Consider the following 19,656-nt stretch of genomic DNA (forward strand, 5'->3'; position numbering starts at 1 on the left):
TCGGTCGCGCTGAACCACTGCACTTTAGAAATTTCAGGACAATATGACCGATAACCTCACCCCAAAGGCGATCGTCGCCGCACTTGATGACCACATCATTGGCCAGAAAGACGCCAAGCGCGCAGTCGCGGTTGCTTTGCGAAATCGCTGGCGTCGTCAGCGGCTCGGCAATGATCTGCGCGATGAAGTCACGCCTAAGAACATCCTCATGATCGGCCCAACAGGCTGCGGTAAAACCGAAATCAGTCGGCGCCTAGCAAAGCTGGCCGAGGCACCCTTCGTCAAGATCGAAGCGACCAAGTTCACTGAGGTCGGCTATGTTGGCCGCGACGTTGAACAGATCGCCCGTGACCTCGTCGAAGAGGCAATCCGGTTGGAAAAAGACCGCCGCCGCGATGCTGTGCGCGAAGCCGCCAGCGAAGCCGCGATGGAACGATTGCTCGATGCGCTGGTCGGCCAGAACGCCAGCGAAGCCACCCGCGAAAGTTTCCGCCAGCGGATCGTCGACAATTCGATGAACGAAACAGAGGTCGAAATCGATGTGACCGAAGCCCCTGCCATGCCGTTTGATATGGGCGGTGCGGGCGGCAATATGGGCATGATCGACCTTTCCGATATGCTCGGCAAAGCGATGGGCAAAGCCCCGACCAAAAAACGCAAACTGCGGGTGCCCGATGCGTGGGACAAACTGGTCGAGGAAGAAGCCGAAAAACGGATGGATCAGGATGATGTCGCCCGTGTCGCTCTGGAAAATGCAGAGACCAACGGCATCGTTTTCTTGGACGAGATCGACAAAATCGCCGTCAGCGATGTGCGCGGCGGCTCTGTTAGCCGCGAAGGCGTGCAGCGCGATCTGCTGCCGCTGATCGAAGGCACCACCGTCAGCACCAAATACGGCCCGATGAAAACAGACCACGTGCTGTTTATTGCCAGCGGGGCGTTCCACCTTGCCAAGCCTTCTGACATGCTGCCCGAATTGCAGGGCCGCCTGCCGATCCGGGTTGAGCTGCGCGCGCTGACCGAAGAGGATTTCGTGCGCATTCTTTCCGAAACACGCGCCAATCTAGTTGAACAATATCGCGCTTTGATCGGCACAGAAGACGTAACGCTCGAATTCGGACAGGACGCCGTTCAGGAAGTCGCCAAGATTGCCGCAACGGTGAACGAAAATGTCGAGAATATCGGCGCGCGTCGCTTGCAGACGGTCATGGAGAAACTGCTCGAAGAGATCAGTTTTGAAGCCGAAGATCACACTGGCGAGACGATCACGATTGACGCCGCCTATGTGCGTGAGCGGCTGGAAAGCCTCGCGGGCAACACCGATCTTTCGAAATACATCCTGTAATGAGCACGCCGGTCAGCGATCTTCAGGGAATGCTGGCTGGTATGGAGCCGGAGCTTCGCGAGCGGCCTTTTCGGTTTGTCGAACACGGGCCGGATAACGATTTTATCGACCTGCTCGGGACGATGTTCGCCTTTATTCGCGAAGATGAAGGTGCAAGCCTCGTCATTCACGCCAAGGAAGATCACCCCGGTCCGCTTTTTGCCTGCATCACGCTTCGGGTTCATTCCGATTTGGAAGGCGTTGGATTGACCGCAGCAGTTGCAACCGCACTCGCCGAAGCGGGGATCGCTTGCAATGTCATTGCAGCGTTTCATCACGATCACCTCTTCGTGCCGTGGGGCAAGCGCGCCGCTGCACTCGCGATTCTGACGCAGCTTTCGCAAGACGCGCGTCGATAATTTTCGGCGCTTTGCAGTGGTAATCCCCAAGCCCTCTTGAGTGCGGCGTGCGCACACGCTCTAACAGTGTGGGCAAATACCAACGGGGACTGACATCATGAAAACCACCTGGACGCTGGCGGGCGCAGCCGCCGCTGCTTTGATCACTGGCACACCGGCTTTGGCCGATGACCATGTTGCTGGCGAGACAGCCGAACTGACCGCCCCGAAAATCGAATACACGATGTGGACGCTGGAAAATGGTTTGCGTGTCATCGCCATTCCGGATGACACGACCAGCACCGTAACAACCTCGCTATGGTACGATATCGGATCGAAGCTCGACCCGGAAGGGCGCAGCGGATTTGCCCATCTGTTTGAGCATATTCTCAGCCGTAAGACCGAGAATATGCCGTACAATATGATCTACGGGCTGACGGCGGATATTGGCGGCACGCGCAATGCCTCCAACTGGGTCGACCGCACGAATTATTACGAGCAGGTGCCCGCCGCTTATCTCGAAACCATGCTGTGGACGCACCGTGAACGGATGGCGAAGGTGGTCGTCGACACAGAAGTGTTCGAAACCGAGCGCGGCGTGGTGAAAGAGGAGCTCCGTCAGCGCGTCCTCGCGCCGCCTTATGGCCGCCTGCAACGCTTTGTGATCCCTGAAAACGTCTATGACACGATGCCGCATCGCCGCCCCGGCATTGGCTCGATTGGGGATCTCGACAACGCGACGCTGGACGATGCGCGGGCATTTTATGAAGCCTATTACGGCCCTGATACCGCGACGTTGATCGTGGCAGGCAATTTCGAAATGGGCAATCTGCGCGGTCTGGTCGACGAATATTTCGCCGACATCGCGCCGCGCGCCAATCCGGTTGATCTGGCAATTCCGGAACGTGAAGGCGAGCTGACCGAGCCGCGTGAAGTCAATGCGACCGCGCCGAACGTGCCGCTACCCGTTGTCGGCGCGGTGTGGAAAGCGCCGCCGGTCACCGATCCCGATGCCGCCGCTCTCGAAGTGCTGGAAGCTATTCTGGTGCGCGGAGACAACAGCCGCCTCGACAATGCGCTGGTGCGCAGCGGTCAGGCGGTGCAGGCGGCTGCCAGCATTCTTATGTTCCGAGAAGCTGGCCAGATCGCGGCCTATGCCGTGGTGTCGGGCGAAGACAAGATGGACGCTGCCGCTGGCACGCTCGACGCGGAGTTGGAGCGTATCCGGACGCAGCCAGTAACCGCTGCCGAGCTTGCCGAAGCGAAAAGCGAGATTGTTGCCAGCACTCTGCGCCGCCGCGAAACCGCACGGGGCCGCGCGTTCGAGCTGGGCGAGGCGCTGGTGTCCTCCGGCGATCCCGAATTTGCAGACAGACGTCTTGGCGAGATCACAGCTGTGACAGCCGAGGATGTGATGCGCGCGGCGGCGAAATATCTCGATCCGGATAGACGCGTGACCATCACGTATACGGCGGGCGAAGATGATGCGTTCTCTTACGCCAACCCTATGCCGATGCCCGAATTTCGCACTTTGCCGCCTGCCAAGGGTGAAATCCGCGAGGTAAAACCGGAAGACGAGCGTATGGCCCCTCCAGGACCGGGCGCATCGCCAGAGGTCGCCGCGCCTGAAATCGTGGAAGGCACTTTGTCCAACGGGATCAAAGTCGTCGCGGTGCAAACCGGCGATGTCCCGATTGCGACGATTTCCATGCTGTTCTCCGGCGGCAGCAAAACCGATCCACGCGATAAAGCGGGCATAGCGCAGATGGCCGCAGGGCTTGCAGACAAGGGCGTGCTCGGCATCGATGCGCAAAGCATTGCGGCCAAGTTCGAAAGCCTTGGCGCGTCATTCGGCGGCGGCGCGGGCAGCGACGGGACAAGTTTCAGCCTGACCGCGCCGGTCGCGAATTTAGGCGAGGCAGGCGATATGGCAGCGCGCATTGTGCGCTATGCCACCTATCCGCAGGACGCATTCAACCGAGAGCGCGACCGCGCGGTCAACGGCCTGCGTGTCTCCATGAAGGAGCCGGGCGGATTATCCCGCTTTGTTGCGCGCGTGGCGATGTATGGCGATGCGCCTTACGGCTCGCAGCCGGGCGGAACGTCGGAAAGTCTCGCAGCGATTACCCGCGAAGACCTGACCGCGCACCGCGCCGCCTATTTCCATCCCGATGCGATGCAGATTGTCGTCAGCGGCGGTATCTTGCCGGAAATGGCGATGAAGGCCGCAGAGAATATGTTCGGCGACTGGGCGGTAGACACACCCGCAGCCGATGTTCCGGCAGAGGCCGCTGGCGATGCGCAGCCGGTCCGCACCATCGTGATCGATATGCCAGACGCAGGTCAGGCGTCTGTTATCGCTGCTGTTCGCGCGCCATCGCGCACGGGTGAAGATTTCTACGCGCTTGAACTGGCCAACAGCGTGCTTGGCGGTGGTTCCAGCGGGCGGCTGTTCGAGGAAATCCGGACCAAGCGATCATTGAGCTATGGTGCGTATTCGGGCTTTGCCGACCGCAGGGACGAATCCATCCTTCAGGCCAGCGCGCAAACCAAGAATGAAAGTGCCGATGAGGTTGTGCAGATATTCCTGGACGAATTTGCCCGCCTTGGCAGCGAAACGTTGCCTGATGAATTGCTGGCGAAGCGCCGCGCCTATCTTTCGGGTTCTCACGCCCGTGCATTGGAGACCAGCGGCGGGTTCAACCGGATCGTTGCGACCTTGCTTCAACAAGGTCTTGAGCCAATGGAAGCTGTGCGATTTGCGCGGAAACTGGATGGCGTAAATGCGGCAGCAGCCAGCGCGGCTGCGCGGGAGTATATCGACCCAGCCAAAGCGACGATCGTGATTGTTGGCGATGCCGACAAATTCATCGAAGAGATCCAGTCTCTGCGTGACAATGTCGAAATCATTCAAGCGGACTCGCTCGATTTGTCGAGAGCCGATTTGTCGTTGGCGGAAACCATGCGCGAATAACAATTAGGAGCGGGGCGGCTCTTACGCCGTCTCGCTCTCTTCGCTCTGTTCAGCCGCCTGCTGCGCCCACATCTCGGCATATAGGCCGTTTTGCGAGAGCAGCTCGCCATGCGTGCCGCTTTCGGCAAGCTCACCGCTATCCAGCACCAGAATACGGTCGGCATCGGCCACTGTTGAAAGCCGGTGCGCGATGGCGATTGTGGTGCGTCCTTCTTCAAGCCGTTTAAGCGTGCCCAGAATTTCGCGTTCGGTGCGGGTGTCGAGCGCGCTGGTCGCCTCGTCAAGCAACAGTATAGGCGGGTTCTTCACCAGCGTTCGCGCAATTGCCACGCGCTGTTTCTCACCGCCGGACAGTTTCAGCCCGCGCTCGCCAACGGTGGTGTCAAAGCCATCGGGCAGCCGTTCGATCAGCGGCATCAACGCCGCGTCTTTCGCGCCCTGTGTCACCTGCTCTTCGCCGGCATTTTCTGCACCATAGGCGATGTTGTAGCGCAGCGTGTCATTGAACAACACGCTGTCTTGCGGAACGATCCCGATAGCAGCGCGCACGCTGTCCTGCTGAACGCTGGCAATATCCTGACCGTCGATCAGAATGCGCCCGCCTTGGGGATCATAGAACCGAAACAGCAGCCGCCCGATTGTGCTTTTGCCTGCGCCCGAAGGGCCGACAATGGCGAGTGAAGACCCGGCGGGCACTTCAAAGCTGAGACCGTTCAGGATCGTGCGGCCATCTTCATATTCAAAGGTGACATTGTCGAATGTGACGTGCGGCTCATTGACGGCGAGGGCGGGGGCATCTGGCGCATCGCGCACTTCGACATCGGTATCCATCAACTTGAACATCTCGGCCATATCCACCAGCCCTTGGCGGATGGTGCGGTAGACCCAGCCCAGCAGATCAAGCGGACGGAAAAGCTGCATCAGATAGGTGTTCACGAACACCAGATCGCCGACAGTCAAATCGCCCTTGCTCCAGCCCCACACAGTATAAGCCATGGCGCCCGCCATCAGCGAATTGGTGATGAGCGATTGGGTGATGTTGAGGAGACCGAGCGAGTTTTCCGATTTGATCGCCGCTTCTGCGTAAGCTTTCGCCGCACCTGAATACCGCTCTTCCTCGCGGTTCTCAGCACCAAAATATTTAACGGTTTCGAAATTCAGCAGCGAATCCACTGCGCGGTGCAGAGCCTGCCCATCGAGATCGTTCATCTCGCGGCGCAGCTTGGTCCGCCATTCGGTGATCCAGCGCGTTATCGCGATATAGGCGACCACGGTAACGGCGGTTGCCGCAACCAGCTCCCATCCGAAATTGATGTAGAAGATGATTCCGACGGCGATCAGCTCGAAAAATGTCGGCGCGATGTTGAACAGCAAGAAATAGAGCATGGAATCGATGCTCTTCGTGCCGCGTTCGATAATCTTGGTGACTTCGCCCGTGCGCCGGTTGAGGTGGAACCGCAGGCTAAGCCGGTGAAGCCGGTGGAACACATCCTGTGCCAAAGCCAGCGTCGCGGCCTGACCAACCCGTTCAAATGCGATGTTGCGCAGATTGTCGAACAACAAGGATGTGAATCGGCCCAGTCCATATGCCGTGACAAGCGCCAGCGCGACCGTCAGCCCGTCGCCAACCGGCCCGGCCATCGCATCGGCGGCTCCCTTATAGGCGAAGGGGAGGGCGAGAGTGACACCCTTGGCCCCGAGCACGAACACCATCGCAAGGATAATGCGGCGGCGCAGCGGCCAATTTCCGGCCGGCCATAGGTAAGGGAGGAAACGCTTGAGCGTTGCCCAACCTTCGGCGTCTGGCGCGGTCGGTCTGTCGGAATTGGCTGTATCAGGCGGCATTGCGCCGCTGCATGTGGGCGCGGCCTATCAATTAGGCAAGTCGAGCAGTTCTATCGCATCCGATAGTGTTACCTGTTGAAGGGCCGGATCGCCCCTTCGCGTTTGCTCTTTCTAAGCGCACGGGCAATGTCGCGCGGAACATCAAACATGATACGTTTGTTCGCGAAGTCGATCGCGACCCGATCAAATATCTTGAGATGTTGCATGCCAAGTGAAAGGACCGGTTTGTCTTTAAGGCCCAGCGCTTCGAAAGCGGGGGCATCTGCAAAGGCAAGCGGGACATTGGTGAGCGCCAAACCTTGAATTTTCAGCGAGCGGATGTTGGCTACATCGCCAACCATCGTGACCCCGTTCACATCCATTGTTGTTACTTCTTGCGATCGCCGGGCCCGGATCCGGTCGCGCAAAGCGTTGTTCGCGAGGCTCGATTGGGCACCAGTGTCTATAATCACGGTTGCCCGTACACCTTCGACCACAGCATCGGTGATCAAAAGCTGACCCAGTTTCTGTCTGGCTTTGACGATGATCTCAAAGCCAGAGCGCGACTGCTTCTTTGTCATATCCTCAAGCGCGATAGTCTCATTGCGGAAATCGATCAGGACGCGAAAGTCCTGAAGGCTATCGAGACCGATAATCCCGTCGGCGCCGACATGACTGCTGTTGAGGACTGGTGCCGTGAGATTGTGAATTGTGTGAGATCCGACCACCAGATTGTTCACTTCTACGAGATTGACCGGACGGCGGCTTGCCATACCAACTAGGGTCGCCGTTCCCAGCGGTGTCAGAGAGAGGCTATCATTGATCTTGTGAGTGACAGCGGTGGCCTGACTGCCTGTGTCAATCATGAAATCGTAAGGGCCCGCGCCCTCAATCGTTACCGGAATGGTCAGGCGGCGATGGCGCTCTTCTTCCAGCGGAAGAATTTCGGTGTTGGGATTGGCCAGATCAGGAGCAATGGATTCCTGCGTAAGCGATTTGATCGGGGCGGGCGGCTCAACCGTGTTGGCATGTGATGCGGCGGTGACCAACGCCAACGGCATCGCTGATAGAGCCAATAAAGTACGCATTTTCGAAAAATCCCTCTCGCTTAAGATCGCGAGAGTACCAGACGAATGCCAAGCCCCCAAACAGGTTCGGCAGAATTCTCTGCGAAACCGCTACCCAGCGCCACCGATAGCCTGCGGCATTCCGGCTGTATCGCGTTGGCGCAACATTGCCCAAGTCTCACGCACCAATGGGCGGAAACCGAACCAGAACGTAGCCGCGTAAACGGCCGCTCCGACAAAGCCGCTAAGCGCCAGATCGAGAATTGGTAGGTCCAACTGGATATAATGCTGCACTGTCAGAACACAGGCCGCCATCGCCGCGCAGGCGAGCGCGATCGGTGCAAGCTCGCGCAGCAATGCGAAAGCGGACACGCCGATACGCGGCAATGTCATCGTCAGAGTGACAATAAGAAGCAACGGCGCAGCCACCCACCATGCGTGGACCAATCCCAGCGCGCCAGTCTCGCCGTCAAAGAAGCCTCCACCCACACCCCATATATAGGCCGTTGGCATGATGATCGCGCCGCAGATCGAAGTGAAAAGGTAAACGCGCGGGCGGCCCATGGCATTTGTGACCGGCGAACAGATCAATTGCATCGCAAAAGCGGGCATTACCAATGCAAGGCCGCCGACGATGGGAATCATGGCGGCCCACTTGTCACCAAACAACGTCAGGATCGCCGGTTCGCTGGTGAGCGCGAGGCCTACATATATAGGCGCGCTGACCGTCATCACCATTCGCGCAGTCTTCAAGAAGTATGGCCCTAAAGGCTTTTGGGCGCGGTGCAATTCGGAATAGGCTGCAAGCGCGACCTCATTGATCGGCGGGATAAATCGCCCTGTTACGATAAGGGTTAGGAACAGAGCCTCTGAATAGAGGCCCAGATCATATGTCGAGAGCAGTCGGCCCGCGATCACGATGTCGCTCTGGCTCTGAATGATCCAGAACAACTGACATAGAGTAAGCGTCCCGCCGAATGTAAGCATATCCCATGCCCCGCGCGGATCGAAGATCGGTTTGACGCGCAGGCCCGAGGCAATGGTTAGGCCAATCGCACGCGTTACAAACATGGCAATCGGCGCATAGACCAACGCCCATACCCCAAACCCAAGCCAAGCAAGCAGGAGCGCAAGAACCGCCCCCACGATCGCAGCTGTGATGTTAACCTGCCCCTGACGGCGGAACTGCAGTTGCCGAGCCATCCATTCTGAAGGCAATGCGATAAAAGGTATGGTGAGAAAGATGATCGCCTGCACCCTTAGAAGGTCGGCGACCAGCGGTTCCCCAAAATATGCCGCCGCAAGCGGGGCCGATAGAAATTGCGTGATCGCCAGCACGCTGTTGGCGATCAGCAACATACCAAACACCTGTGCGACCCGCCGCTCATCGATACGGTTTGTTTGCACTATAGAAGTCGCAAAGCTTTGGCCGTTTAGAAAGGCGAGGGCGGTGATCACCACCTGGCTCATAGCGAACAGGCCATAATCGCTTGGATCAAGCAGCCGCACGACAAGTACGGTCGAAGTCCATGTTATGATCTGCGCGGCAACCTGTGTGCCCCAACGCCATGCTACGGCTGAGCGGACGCGCGAGGCGAATCCGTCATCCCCGTCTGTGTAAGAGGCATGCGACGCCGCAGCCGTCCCCGACTCAGGGGAACGCTCTGATTCGCCGGCATTTGAAGCGGCGAATGAATCAGAATCGGGTGTCTTCGAACTCATAAGCAGGCGGATAAGGGCAAAAGGTGAAGATTTGGTCGGTTTGATGCACCGATTCAGGTGGGAATCAGCGCTCTAGGCGGGGCCTAATCGTTAATGACCCCTTGTAATTGGGCCCCTAAGCCCCATTTCCATGATGTTCTGACGGGCGGGAAGCCGCGGAATTCTGGGAAAAATACGCTTCTTTGAAATAAAAGTTCAAAAAGGCGTTGACCGAATCTCCGACCCCGCCTAGATGAGCTCCACCGACGCGGCGATGACGGTTTCTAACCGGCTCGCAGCACTCGGTCGCCAACATATATCGGATAGCCGGTCCCCCGGTGTAAATCGGGGATACCATTGCTGTCCGCTACTTTATGTTGGTTGGCTCTTTGACATTGTTAGTTTTTGATGAAGGGACATGTGGGCGACGGCGCCCGGTCCGAGGGTTTTAAGGCCTCGGATACCGGATAATTTATGCCGATTGCCACATCCTAGCTGGGCACCACGCTCGGCTTTGATGAGCATGTTCATTCGTATCCATTACGTTTGACAAGCAGGTAATCGGCTCCTTGAAGCTCATGCCTAGTTGGTTAGCGATCCTCGGATCGTGCCGACTTAGTATGTGACACAAACTTGAGAGTTTGATCCTGGCTCAGAACGAACGCTGGCGGCATGCCTAACACATGCAAGTCGAACGAACCCTTCGGGGTTAGTGGCGCACGGGTGCGTAACGCGTGGGAACCTGCCTTTAGGTTCGGAATAACTCAGAGAAATTTGAGCTAATACCGGATAATGTCTTCGGACCAAAGATTTATCGCCTTTAGATGGGCCCGCGTTAGATTAGATAGTTGGTGGGGTAATGGCCTACCAAGTCGACGATCTATAGCTGGTCTGAGAGGATGATCAGCCACACTGGGACTGAGACACGGCCCAGACTCCTACGGGAGGCAGCAGTGGGGAATATTGGACAATGCACGAAAGTGTGATCCAGCAATGCCGCGTGAGTGATGAAGGCCTTAGGGTTGTAAAGCTCTTTTACTAGGGATGATAATGACAGTACCTAGAGAATAAGCTCCGGCTAACTCCGTGCCAGCAGCCGCGGTAATACGGAGGGAGCTAGCGTTGTTCGGAATTACTGGGCGTAAAGCGCGCGTAGGCGGCTATTCAAGTCAGAGGTGAAATCCCAGGGCTCAACCCTGGAACTGCCTTTGAAACTAGATAGCTAGAATATTGGAGAGGTGAGTGGAATTCCGAGTGTAGAGGTGAAATTCGTAGATATTCGGAAGAACACCAGTGGCGAAGGCGACTCACTGGACAATTATTGACGCTGAGGTGCGAAAGCGTGGGGAGCAAACAGGATTAGATACCCTGGTAGTCCACGCCGTAAACGATGATAACTAGCTGTCCGGGCTCATAGAGCTTGGGTGGCGCAGCTAACGCATTAAGTTATCCGCCTGGGGAGTACGGTCGCAAGATTAAAACTCAAAGGAATTGACGGGGGCCTGCACAAGCGGTGGAGCATGTGGTTTAATTCGAAGCAACGCGCAGAACCTTACCAGCCTTTGACATCCTAGGACGGTTTCTGGAGACAGATTCCTTCCCTTCGGGGACCTAGTGACAGGTGCTGCATGGCTGTCGTCAGCTCGTGTCGTGAGATGTTGGGTTAAGTCCCGCAACGAGCGCAACCCTCATCCTTAGTTGCCATCATTTAGTTGGGCACTTTAAGGAAACTGCCGGTGATAAGCCGGAGGAAGGTGGGGATGACGTCAAGTCCTCATGGCCCTTACAGGCTGGGCTACACACGTGCTACAATGGTATCTACAGTGAGCAGCGATCCCGCGAGGGTTAGCTAATCTCCAAAAGATATCTCAGTTCGGATTGTTCTCTGCAACTCGAGAGCATGAAGGCGGAATCGCTAGTAATCGCGGATCAGCATGCCGCGGTGAATACGTTCCCAGGCCTTGTACACACCGCCCGTCACACCATGGGAGTTGGTTTCACCCGAAGATAGTGCGCTAACCTTTTAGGAGGCAGCTAGCCACGGTGGGATCAGCGACTGGGGTGAAGTCGTAACAAGGTAGCCGTAGGGGAACCTGCGGCTGGATCACCTCCTTTCTAAGGATTGATACGAAAGCGTCTGGCCTCGTGCCGGAAAGTGCTTCGTAACTTTTCAAAGAACATTGCCGTCGTCCTCATGTCCTTTCATCACTGGAGATTGCCCACGGGCAGCTGTATAGCTGTGCGTGAGGTAAACACCTGAGCTGGCTCACGCCCCTCGCGGTCTAACGGCCGCTCGAGGAGTGTAGGTCCGTAGCTCAGTTGGTTAGAGCGCACCCCTGATAAGGGTGAGGTCGGTGGTTCAAATCCACTCGGACCTACCAGTTATTGTCTGGTCTTTAGGGGCCTTAGCTCAGCTGGGAGAGCACCTGCTTTGCAAGCAGGGGGTCATCGGTTCGATCCCGATAGGCTCCACCAGACAAAAATCGTACTCCAGGATGAAAAGAAAGAGATCTCGCCCGAGAGTTTACTTGGGCCGAGTAGGCGACATTGGTCGCCGAACGTTTGACATTGTGAATGGGTTTTTAAATCGATGCCGTGGCGGTATCGTCGCAGGGTTCTGACCTTAGGGTTAGAGATCCGTACGCGACTGATATCACTACAAAATCAATCAAATAAATTATCTAGCTGAGATAATTTCTCCTCATCATCGTTAAGACGCGCAGGGCTTTATGCAGACCTGTCGTTGATGGTGTGGATTCTCAAGCGTGAGGTAAGAGCATTTGGTGGATGCCTTGGCATGTACAGGCGAAGAAGGACGTGGCACGCTGCGATAAGCGTCGGGGAGATGTGAGCAATCTTTGATCCGGCGATTTCCGAATGGGGAAACCCACCTTCACCATTTCTTTCATTATCCTTTCGAGGGTAACGAGAGAGGTGGATAAGGTATCACCTTAGTGAATATATAGCTTTGGTGAAGCAAACCCGGGGAACTGAAACATCTCAGTACCCGGAGGAAAAGACATCAACCGAGATTCCGTTAGTAGTGGCGAGCGAACGCGGACCAGGCCAGTGCCTTTTCTATTATTAGCAAAACTCTCTGGAAAGTGAGACCATAGTGGGTGATAGTCCCGTATGCGAAAAGACTAGAAAAGGACTTGAGTAGGGCGGAACACGTGAAATTCTGTCTGAACATGGGGGGACCACCCTCCAAGCCTAAATACTCGTACATGACCGATAGCGAACACAGTACCGTGAGGGAAAGGTGAAAAGCACCCCGATTAGGGGAGTGAAACAGTACCTGAAACCGGATGCTTACAAGCAGTTGGAGCCCCTTTAGGGGGTGACAGCGTACCTCTTGCATAATGGGTCAGTGACTTAATCTAGCATGCGAGCTTAAGCCGTTAGGTGTAGGCGAAGCGAAAGCGAGTCTGAATAGGGCGACTGAGTATGTTGGATTAGACCCGAACCCCGGCGATCTAGGCATGAGCAGGTTGAAGGTGCGGTAACACGCACTGGAGGACCGAACCGTTGCATGTTGAAAAATGCTCGGATGACTTGTGTTTAGGGGTGAAAGGCCAATCAAGCCGGGAAATAGCTGGTTCTCCGCGAAATCTATTGAGGTAGAGCGTCAGATGTATGCCGATGGGGGTAGAGCACTGGATGGGCTAGGGCTGCGCGAGCGGTACCAAACCTAACCAAACTCCGAATACCATCGAGTCTTGTCTGGCAGACAGACGGCGGGTGCTAAGGTCCGTCGTCAAAAGGGAAACAGCCCTAACCTACAGCTAAGGTCCCCAAGTCATATCTAAGTGGGAAAGCATGTGGGAATCCCAAAACAACCAGGAGGTTGGCTTAGAAGCAGCCATCCTTTAAAGAAAGCGTAACAGCTCACTGGTCTAAATAAGGGTTCCTGCGGCGAAGATGTAACGGGGCTAAAGATATGCACCGAAGCTTAGGGTTCATAGTTTACTATGAGCGGTAGCGGAGCGTTCCGTAAGTGGCTGAAGCCGAAGGGTAACCGACGGTGGACATATCGGAAGTGCGAATGCTGACATGAGTAGCGATAAAGAGGGTGAGATGCCCTCTCGCCGAAAGACCAAGGGTTCCTGCTCAACGCTAATCGGAGCAGGGTAAGCCGGCCCCTAAGACGAGCCCGAAGGGGGTAGTCGATGGGAACCACGTTAATATTCGTGGGCCTGGTGATGTGTGACGGATGATGGAAGTAGTGTGTCCTTATTGGATTGGGCATGCTGCCAAGTTGTTCCTGGAAATAGCCTCACCATATAGACCGTACCCGAAACCGACACAGGTGGTCAGGTAGAGTATACCAAGGCGCTTGAGAGAAGTATCCTGAAGGAACTCGGCAAATTGCCTCCGTACCTTCGGAAGAAGGAGGCCCCATTAGAAGGCAACTTTTAATGGGGGGCACAGGCCAGGGGGTAGCGACTGTTTATCAAAAACACAGGACTCTGCTAAGTCGGCTTCAAGACGACGTATAGGGTCTGACGCCTGCCCGGTGCTTGAAGGTTAAGAGGAGGAGTGCAAGCTCCGAATTGAAGCCCAAGTAAACGGCGGCCGTAACTATAACGGTCCTAAGGTAGCGAAATTCCTTGTCGGGTAAGTTCCGACCTGCACGAATGGCGTAACGACTTCCCCACTGTCTCCAGGATATGCTCAGCGAAATTGAATTCTCCGTGAAGATGCGGAGTACCCGCGGTTAGACGGAAAGACCCCGTGCACCTTTACTGCAGCTTTAGAGTGGCATTAGGAAAGAATTGTGTAGAATAGGTGGGAGGCTTTGAAACTTGGGCGCCAGTCCAAGTGGAGCCAACCTGTGAAATACCACCCTGTTGTTTTCTGATGTCTAACCTAGGTCCGTTATCCGGACCAGGGACCCTCTATGGCGGGTAGTTTGACTGGGGCGGTCGCCTCCTAAAGAGTAACGGAGGCGCGCGATGGTAGGCTCAGGCCGGTTGGAAACCGGCTGCGAGAGTGCAATGGCATAAGCCTGCCTGACTGCGAGACTGACGAGTCGAGCAGAGACGAAAGTCGGTCATAGTGATCCGGTGGTCCCTCGTGGAAGGGCCATCGCTCAACGGATAAAAGGTACGCCGGGGATAACAGGCTGATGATTCCCAAGAGCTCATATCGACGGAATCGTTTGGCACCTCGATGTCGGCTCATCACATCCTGGGGCTGGAGCAGGTCCCAAGGGTTTGGCTGTTCGCCAATTAAAGTGGTACGTGAGCTGGGTTCAGAACGTCGCGAGACAGTTTGGTCCCTATCTGCCGTGGGCGTCGATACTTGAAAGGAGTTGCCCCTAGTACGAGAGGACCGGGGTGAACATACCTCTGGTGTACCAGTCATGCCGCCAGGCGTGCCGCTGGGTAGCTATGTATGGACGGGATAACCGCTGAAAGCATCTAAGCGGGAAGCCTCCCTTGAGATTAGGTATCTTCGAACCGTCATAGACCATGACGTTGATAGGCCAGGTGTGGAAGCGCAGTAATGCGTGTAGCTAACTGGTCCTAATAGTTCATATCGCGCTTGAGAGTTCGCACTGTCAACGACAGGCCTGAATAGGTCTTTCGTTGGAGAGAAGTTCTCCAGCTAGATAACGCCCTTTGTAACACTGCATTCACACCCTGAATGCACATCGATTTAAAACCCGCATTTCTGACAAGCTTCATTGCTTGGTGGCTATAGCATCTGTGCCCCACCCGATCCCATCTCGAACTCGGCCGTGAAACCAGATTGCGCCGATGGTACTATGCCTTAAGGTATGGAAGAGTAGGTCGTCGCCAGGCATTGCAGCTTGTCGGAAACGCGGGAAATAACCCATTCATAAGTCAAAGGGCTGGCCGTAAAGGTTGGCCCTTTTGGCGTCTCTAGGAGACGCTAACAACGGTGCCGCGGGATGGAGCAGTCCGGTAGCTCGTCAGGCTCATAACCTGAAGGTCGTTGGTTCAAATCCAACTCCCGCAACCACCGTCTCGTTGAAATCACTCAAAAAAAGGCCTCGCTGTTACCAGCGGGGCCTTTTTGCGTTTAGACTGGAAGTATCAACAAAGCGGCTTTCAATTTTGGGCGTTAAATCCGTTTGGTTGTCCGCAGCGAATGGCTTGATGCCCAACCAAATCAAGATTCACAAATACTTATGCTGGTGACGTAGCTGTGGGCTCGCACTGCGACTTGGCAATCGGCAAAGCTCTTCTGAGCGAACTCGATGTCGGCGATCGAGAAACCGCGTCCGAACACTTGGCCTGAAAGCTCGTTTAATCGAGCTCGATCTAATCTATCGCGACGTGATCGTTAGGCGATGGGAAAAAATGACGCGGAGCGAGGCCGTTCGCATTGTTTGCGACTGAAGTTGGGCTGGAAGCGGAATGTCTGCTGTTGCCGGTTCAGATCTCCGAAGCTGACACCTGGCAGAAGATCAAATTGGGGGCCGTTTGCTAAACCTCATCTTTGATTGAAACCATGCCAGTTCCATCTCCACGACAGCTTAGATCAGACGACGGATGCGCGGCCTGTCTGATGGCAAACCAGCATCGGCGCACGGTCGCTAATCCGATTGCAATTAGGCACTGTTCTGATGCATGCCTTGCGCAAGACTATATAAAATTTGTTTTTGAATATGACGGCACATCCCGGGGCGTTCCATGATCCTAACAATCTCAGCTATTCAAGGCGAAGCACAATTGCATGCATTGGATGAACTGATCCAAGGGCTTGAATGGCGCGATGGCCGCGAAACGGCTGGAAAGGTCGCTCAGACAGTCAAACGAAACGAACAAGCGATGATGAATGGATCTGCTGGACAGACCGTGCGCCAGTTCATTTTGCCATACATTACCGACAATGCAGCAGTCAGATCAGCCGCGCGGCCCAGGCGTTTCTCGCACGTTATGGTGAGCAAGACCGCTGAGGGCGGCTGCTACGGTCCGCACGTGGACAATGCTCTCATGGGGCAAGGCGAAGGGCGAATGCGCAGCGATCTGTCGTTTACGTTGTTTATTACGCCGCCCGACGAATATGATGGAGGCGAATTAATTGTTCATTCTGCCGGTGGCTCGCAATCCATCAAGCCGCCCGCGGGGCATCTGGTGTTATACCCATCATCCAGCATTCACGAAGTTAAGCCGGTAACGCGCGGTGAAAGGATTGTTTGTGTTGGCTGGTTGGAGAGTTTGATTGCTGATGCACGGCAACGGGAACTGTTGTTCGATCTGGAGCGGACGCGCACTTCACTTCGCGCAAAGCTGCCAGCGGATTCGCAGGATTTGCTCTTGCTAGACAAGTCCATCGCCAACCTTCTGCGGATGTGGGCTTGCACGTGAGCCGAAGCGAATGTTCGTGCTGACTGATTTGCAGGCTGCTTGAAAGGTGTTCGCATGACGCTTCAAATTCAGACAATCGGCCCCTTCGAGGTTCGCCGCGACAATGCGCCTGTTGTTTTGCCATCATCGCGCAAAACCCGGGCCTTGCTCGCCTATCTTGCGATCACAGGTAGAAAGCACAGCCGCCAATCTTTGTGCGATCTGTTCTGGGATAGCACCGACGATCCACTAGCAGGTCTGCGCTGGTCGCTTTCAAAATTGCGCGGCTTGTTGAATTCCGACGAAGCAGAACTTCTGAATTCTGACCGGGACACGGTGTGGTTCGATGCAAGCGCTGTTGCCTTTGACAAGGATCGATTGAACGAACTGGCCAATCGAACAGACGGAGATCAAAAAGAAGCGGATGAAATCTGGAAGACAACCGCTGGCCTTCCGCTTGAAGGGTGCGAGCTTCCCAATCAATCCAGTTACATGACTTGGGTTGAAGGGTATCGGCAGGACTACACAAGGTTGCGAGGAGGTATCGCCAAGCGGTTCGCGAGAGATGAAAAGCAGGCATGGCAGACCCGCGACAAATGGGCCGAGCGTTGGCTTAAAGTGTCACCCTATTCCCGCGGAGCTGCTTTTACTGCGTTCGAAAGCAAGTATTTTGCCGCAGGGCGTCCCGCTGCGGTGGGATTGGCCGGACATTTGGAGCGCAAGTTCAAGGTCGCCGGAATTGAGCCTCCGGCCTTTGATCTGGCTCCGCAAGCCGAAGCCGCGCCCAGCCCCAGAAACCAGAACGCCCCTGCCGAGCAAAAAATCCGATTTGTAGAAGGGAAAGACGGCGTATCGATCGCTTGGGCAAGCGTGGGGAAAGTTGAAAACCCTCCGCTTGTGAAGGCAGCCAATTGGCTCAATCACCTTGAGCTTGATTGGGATGCACCAGTTTGGAGTCCGCTGTTCAAAGAGCTTTCAAAGGCCAACCATTTCGTTCGTTACGATGAAAGGGGCTGCGGCCTTTCAGATTGGGATGTGGATGAAATCACGTTCGACAAGTTTGTTGAGGATCTAGAGCAGGTTGTCGATGCCGCTGGCTTGGAAAAATTTCCGCTTTTGGGCATCAGCCAGGGTGCAGCCGTTTCGATCCGATATGCAGCGCTCCATCCGGAACGGGTTACAAAACTGATCCTGTTCGGAGCTTATGATCGAGGCTGGAGGTTTAACGCCACACCCGATCAGATACGCGAGCGCGAAGCCGTTATGGTTCTTACCGAAACTGGATGGGGAATGGACAACCCCGCTTATCGGCATGTCTTCTCGCGGACTTTCATGCCCGATGCCAATGGAGAAGAACTGGATTGGTTTGATGAGTTTCAGCGGCTCACAACAAGCTCAGAGAATGCGGTTCGTTTTCTGGAAGCTTTCTCGACAATTGATGTTCGTGATGATCTTGCCAAGGTTCAATGCCCGACACTGGTGGTGCACAGTCGCGGAGATTTGCGGATACCATTTTCAACCGGCCGCGCTTTGGCATCACGGATCACGGGCGCGCAATTGGCGAGCGTCGACAGTCAGAATCATCTCTTGCTTGGCAGGGAGAGCGCGTCTGTACGATTTGTCGAATTAGTTCAGGAATTCCTGAAAACACCCTGAAAAGGGTAAGTTTCAACGCGTCTGCTACAAAAAAACAACGCTTTTACCACGCTGATTACAACGCTCGTTACCACGCTCACTACCACGGCGAAGTGACAATGCTCTTTCATCTGGGGATCGCTTCTTGATCCTCAATGAAAGGGTCAAACATGCAATCCACCAAAGCAAAGCCGCGTCCACAAACCGCTCCGCCAAAAGCTGCTGCGCCAGCGCAGAGGGTTACCGCTAGTCAGGCAGGTGCGCGCGAGCCCAAAGCCGAGTATTCGCTTTCGGGCGGAATGATCCGGCGTCTTCATGAGATGAACGCTTCGCTGGCCTTCACATCTTACCAATCAGGCTTGCTCTACATGCTTGGCGGAAGTGCTCAGGGCAAAGCGCAATTGCACCAGTCGGGCATGCCAAAGCCGATGGGCCTGTGTGCGGATGGCGAAGGTCGGCTAGTGCTGTCGACCGGCGCGCAGATCATGCGGCTCGAAAATGTGCTGGAGCCTGATCAGCGCATCAATCAGACATATGATGCGTGCTTCATGCCGCGCACCAATATTGTCACGGGCCAACTTGATGCGCACGATGTGGGAGCGATGGCCGATGGATCAATCGTGTTCGTAAACACGCGCTACAATTGCCTGGCCAAAACGTCAGACCGCCATTCATTCGAACCTATCTGGAAGCCGGATTTCATCAGCGACATTGTCGATGAAGACCGCTGCCATCTGAACGGCCTCGCCATGCGCGATGGCAAGCCTGCTTTTGTAACTGCAGTCTCAAAATCCGATACGATTGATGGCTGGCGTGATCGCCGGTCCGATGGCGGTGTGGTGATTGATGTCGAGAAGAACAAGGTGGTTTGCGAAGGTCTTTCGATGCCGCATTCGCCGCGCTGGCACGATGGCAAGCTGTGGGTGCTGAATGCCGGTACTGGCGAGCTTGGCACAGTTGAACTGCCAAAAGGCAAAACCAAGATGGGCAAGTTTAAACCGGTGGCGTTTTGCCCCGGCTTCCTGCGCGGCCTGTCCTTTCACGATGGCTTTGCCTTCGTTGGGTTGTCGCGCCCCCGCTACAAACGGTTTGAAGGTCTAGAGCTGGATCAGCGGCTCAAAGATACAGACAGCGAGCCGTGGTGCGGCGTTCAGCTGATCGATCTCAAGACCGGTGCCTGTGTCGATTGGTTCCGCATCGATGGCGATATTGGTGAGCTTTACGATGTCGAAATAGTCGAGGGGTTTCGTTGCCCGATGACGGTTTCGCCGAGCTCTCCTGATGCTGCCACCCTCATCACCTTTGACGCGATGAGCGGCTGACCGGTCAGCAGCAATCAATCTCTTCAGGCGCTCGCGAGGCCCTGAACCCAAAAATCAAACACATTTGAACGATGCTCTCAGCGGGCAAACGG

At 55.6% G+C, this 19,656-nt stretch carries 9 protein-coding genes, 3 tRNA genes and 3 rRNA genes; 12 read left to right on the forward strand and 3 right to left on the reverse strand.

The genetic code is table 11. From position 1 onward, the window contains the following. Window positions 1–43 precede the first annotated feature (43 nt). The 3 genes from hslU to KCG46_RS05850 all read left to right on the forward strand — a co-directional run bounded on the left by hslU (window position 44) and on the right by KCG46_RS05850 (window position 4,696). Window positions 44–1,345: an ATP-dependent protease ATPase subunit HslU gene (hslU, locus tag KCG46_RS05840; protein WP_218404337.1), complete on the forward strand. Its 1,302-nt coding sequence runs from the start codon at window positions 44–46 to the stop codon at window positions 1,343–1,345. After that, window positions 1,345–1,743 carry an ACT domain-containing protein gene (locus KCG46_RS05845; protein ID WP_218404338.1) on the forward strand — a complete coding sequence of 133 codons (399 nt, stop codon included), beginning with the start codon at window positions 1,345–1,347 and terminating at the stop codon, window positions 1,741–1,743. Before hslU ends, KCG46_RS05845 begins: the two co-directional genes overlap by 1 nt. A gap of 97 nt (window positions 1,744–1,840) precedes the next feature. After that, window positions 1,841–4,696, forward strand: coding sequence for a M16 family metallopeptidase (locus tag KCG46_RS05850; RefSeq protein ID WP_218404339.1), 2,856 nt, complete (start codon window positions 1,841–1,843; stop codon window positions 4,694–4,696). Window positions 4,697–4,717: 21 nt separating this feature from the next. Here KCG46_RS05850 and KCG46_RS05855 read toward each other — a convergent pair whose 3' ends face one another. The 3 genes from KCG46_RS05855 to KCG46_RS05865 all read right to left on the reverse strand — a co-directional run bounded on the left by KCG46_RS05855 (window position 4,718) and on the right by KCG46_RS05865 (window position 9,309). Beyond that, a complete protein-coding gene (locus KCG46_RS05855) occupies window positions 4,718–6,541 on the reverse strand; it encodes an ABCB family ABC transporter ATP-binding protein/permease (protein WP_218404340.1) in 1,824 nt (607 codons plus the stop codon). A gap of 68 nt (window positions 6,542–6,609) precedes the next feature. Next, on the reverse strand, window positions 6,610–7,608 hold the full coding sequence (locus KCG46_RS05860) for an aspartyl protease family protein (protein WP_218404341.1): 999 nt from the start codon (window positions 7,606–7,608) through the stop codon (window positions 6,610–6,612). A gap of 90 nt (window positions 7,609–7,698) precedes the next feature. Next, window positions 7,699–9,309: a lipopolysaccharide biosynthesis protein gene (locus KCG46_RS05865; RefSeq protein ID WP_218404342.1), complete on the reverse strand. Its 1,611-nt coding sequence runs from the start codon at window positions 9,307–9,309 to the stop codon at window positions 7,699–7,701. A gap of 608 nt (window positions 9,310–9,917) precedes the next feature. On the opposite strand from KCG46_RS05865, the gene KCG46_RS05870 reads away from it, so the two are divergent. The 9 genes from KCG46_RS05870 (at window position 9,918) to KCG46_RS05910 (ending at window position 19,564) form a co-directional block, all read left to right on the forward strand. Continuing rightward, window positions 9,918–11,403: ribosomal RNA gene (locus KCG46_RS05870) — 16S ribosomal RNA — on the forward strand. A gap of 189 nt (window positions 11,404–11,592) precedes the next feature. Continuing rightward, window positions 11,593–11,669, forward strand: a tRNA-Ile gene (locus KCG46_RS05875). Window positions 11,670–11,687: 18 nt separating this feature from the next. Beyond that, window positions 11,688–11,763: transfer RNA gene (locus KCG46_RS05880), tRNA-Ala, on the forward strand. 285 nt (window positions 11,764–12,048) lie between these two features. Continuing rightward, a 23S ribosomal RNA gene (locus KCG46_RS05885) occupies window positions 12,049–14,840 on the forward strand. 140 nt (window positions 14,841–14,980) lie between these two features. After that, window positions 14,981–15,095, forward strand: a 5S ribosomal RNA gene (rrf, locus tag KCG46_RS05890). Together the 16S, 23S and 5S rRNA genes with 3 tRNA genes alongside form the textbook arrangement of a ribosomal RNA operon. Window positions 15,096–15,199: 104 nt before the next feature. Further along, a tRNA-Met gene (locus tag KCG46_RS05895) sits at window positions 15,200–15,276 on the forward strand. Window positions 15,277–15,950: 674 nt separating this feature from the next. Next, window positions 15,951–16,628 carry a Fe2+-dependent dioxygenase gene (locus tag KCG46_RS05900; protein ID WP_218404343.1) on the forward strand — a complete coding sequence of 226 codons (678 nt, stop codon included), beginning with the start codon at window positions 15,951–15,953 and terminating at the stop codon, window positions 16,626–16,628. A gap of 54 nt (window positions 16,629–16,682) precedes the next feature. After that, window positions 16,683–18,263, forward strand: a complete 1,581-nt coding sequence (locus KCG46_RS05905) for a bifunctional AfsR/SARP family transcriptional regulator/alpha/beta hydrolase (RefSeq protein WP_218404344.1) — start codon at window positions 16,683–16,685, stop codon at window positions 18,261–18,263. Window positions 18,264–18,412: 149 nt separating this feature from the next. Next, window positions 18,413–19,564: a TIGR03032 family protein gene (locus KCG46_RS05910; RefSeq protein ID WP_218404345.1), complete on the forward strand. Its 1,152-nt coding sequence runs from the start codon at window positions 18,413–18,415 to the stop codon at window positions 19,562–19,564. Window positions 19,565–19,656: the final 92 nt, after the last annotated feature.

Source organism: Erythrobacter crassostreae (assembly GCF_019204045.1).
Lineage (GTDB): Bacteria > Pseudomonadota > Alphaproteobacteria > Sphingomonadales > Sphingomonadaceae > Erythrobacter > Erythrobacter crassostreae.

Bases quoted from the DNA above. Each gene is read 5' to 3' on its own strand.
- KCG46_RS05860 (WP_218404341.1), bottom strand. From the start codon at position 7,608: ATGCGTACTTTATTGGCTCTATCAGCGATGCCGTTGGCGTTGGTCACC.
- KCG46_RS05900 (WP_218404343.1), top strand. From the start codon at position 15,951: ATGATCCTAACAATCTCAGCTATTCAAGGCGAAGCACAATTGCATGCA.
- KCG46_RS05865 (WP_218404342.1), bottom strand. From the start codon at position 9,309: ATGAGTTCGAAGACACCCGATTCTGATTCATTCGCCGCTTCAAATGCC.
- KCG46_RS05850 (WP_218404339.1), top strand. From the start codon at position 1,841: ATGAAAACCACCTGGACGCTGGCGGGCGCAGCCGCCGCTGCTTTGATC.
- KCG46_RS05855 (WP_218404340.1), bottom strand. From the start codon at position 6,541: ATGCCGCCTGATACAGCCAATTCCGACAGACCGACCGCGCCAGACGCC.
- hslU (WP_218404337.1), top strand. From the start codon at position 44: ATGACCGATAACCTCACCCCAAAGGCGATCGTCGCCGCACTTGATGAC.
- KCG46_RS05905 (WP_218404344.1), top strand. From the start codon at position 16,683: ATGACGCTTCAAATTCAGACAATCGGCCCCTTCGAGGTTCGCCGCGAC.
- KCG46_RS05845 (WP_218404338.1), top strand. From the start codon at position 1,345: ATGAGCACGCCGGTCAGCGATCTTCAGGGAATGCTGGCTGGTATGGAG.
- KCG46_RS05910 (WP_218404345.1), top strand. From the start codon at position 18,413: ATGCAATCCACCAAAGCAAAGCCGCGTCCACAAACCGCTCCGCCAAAA.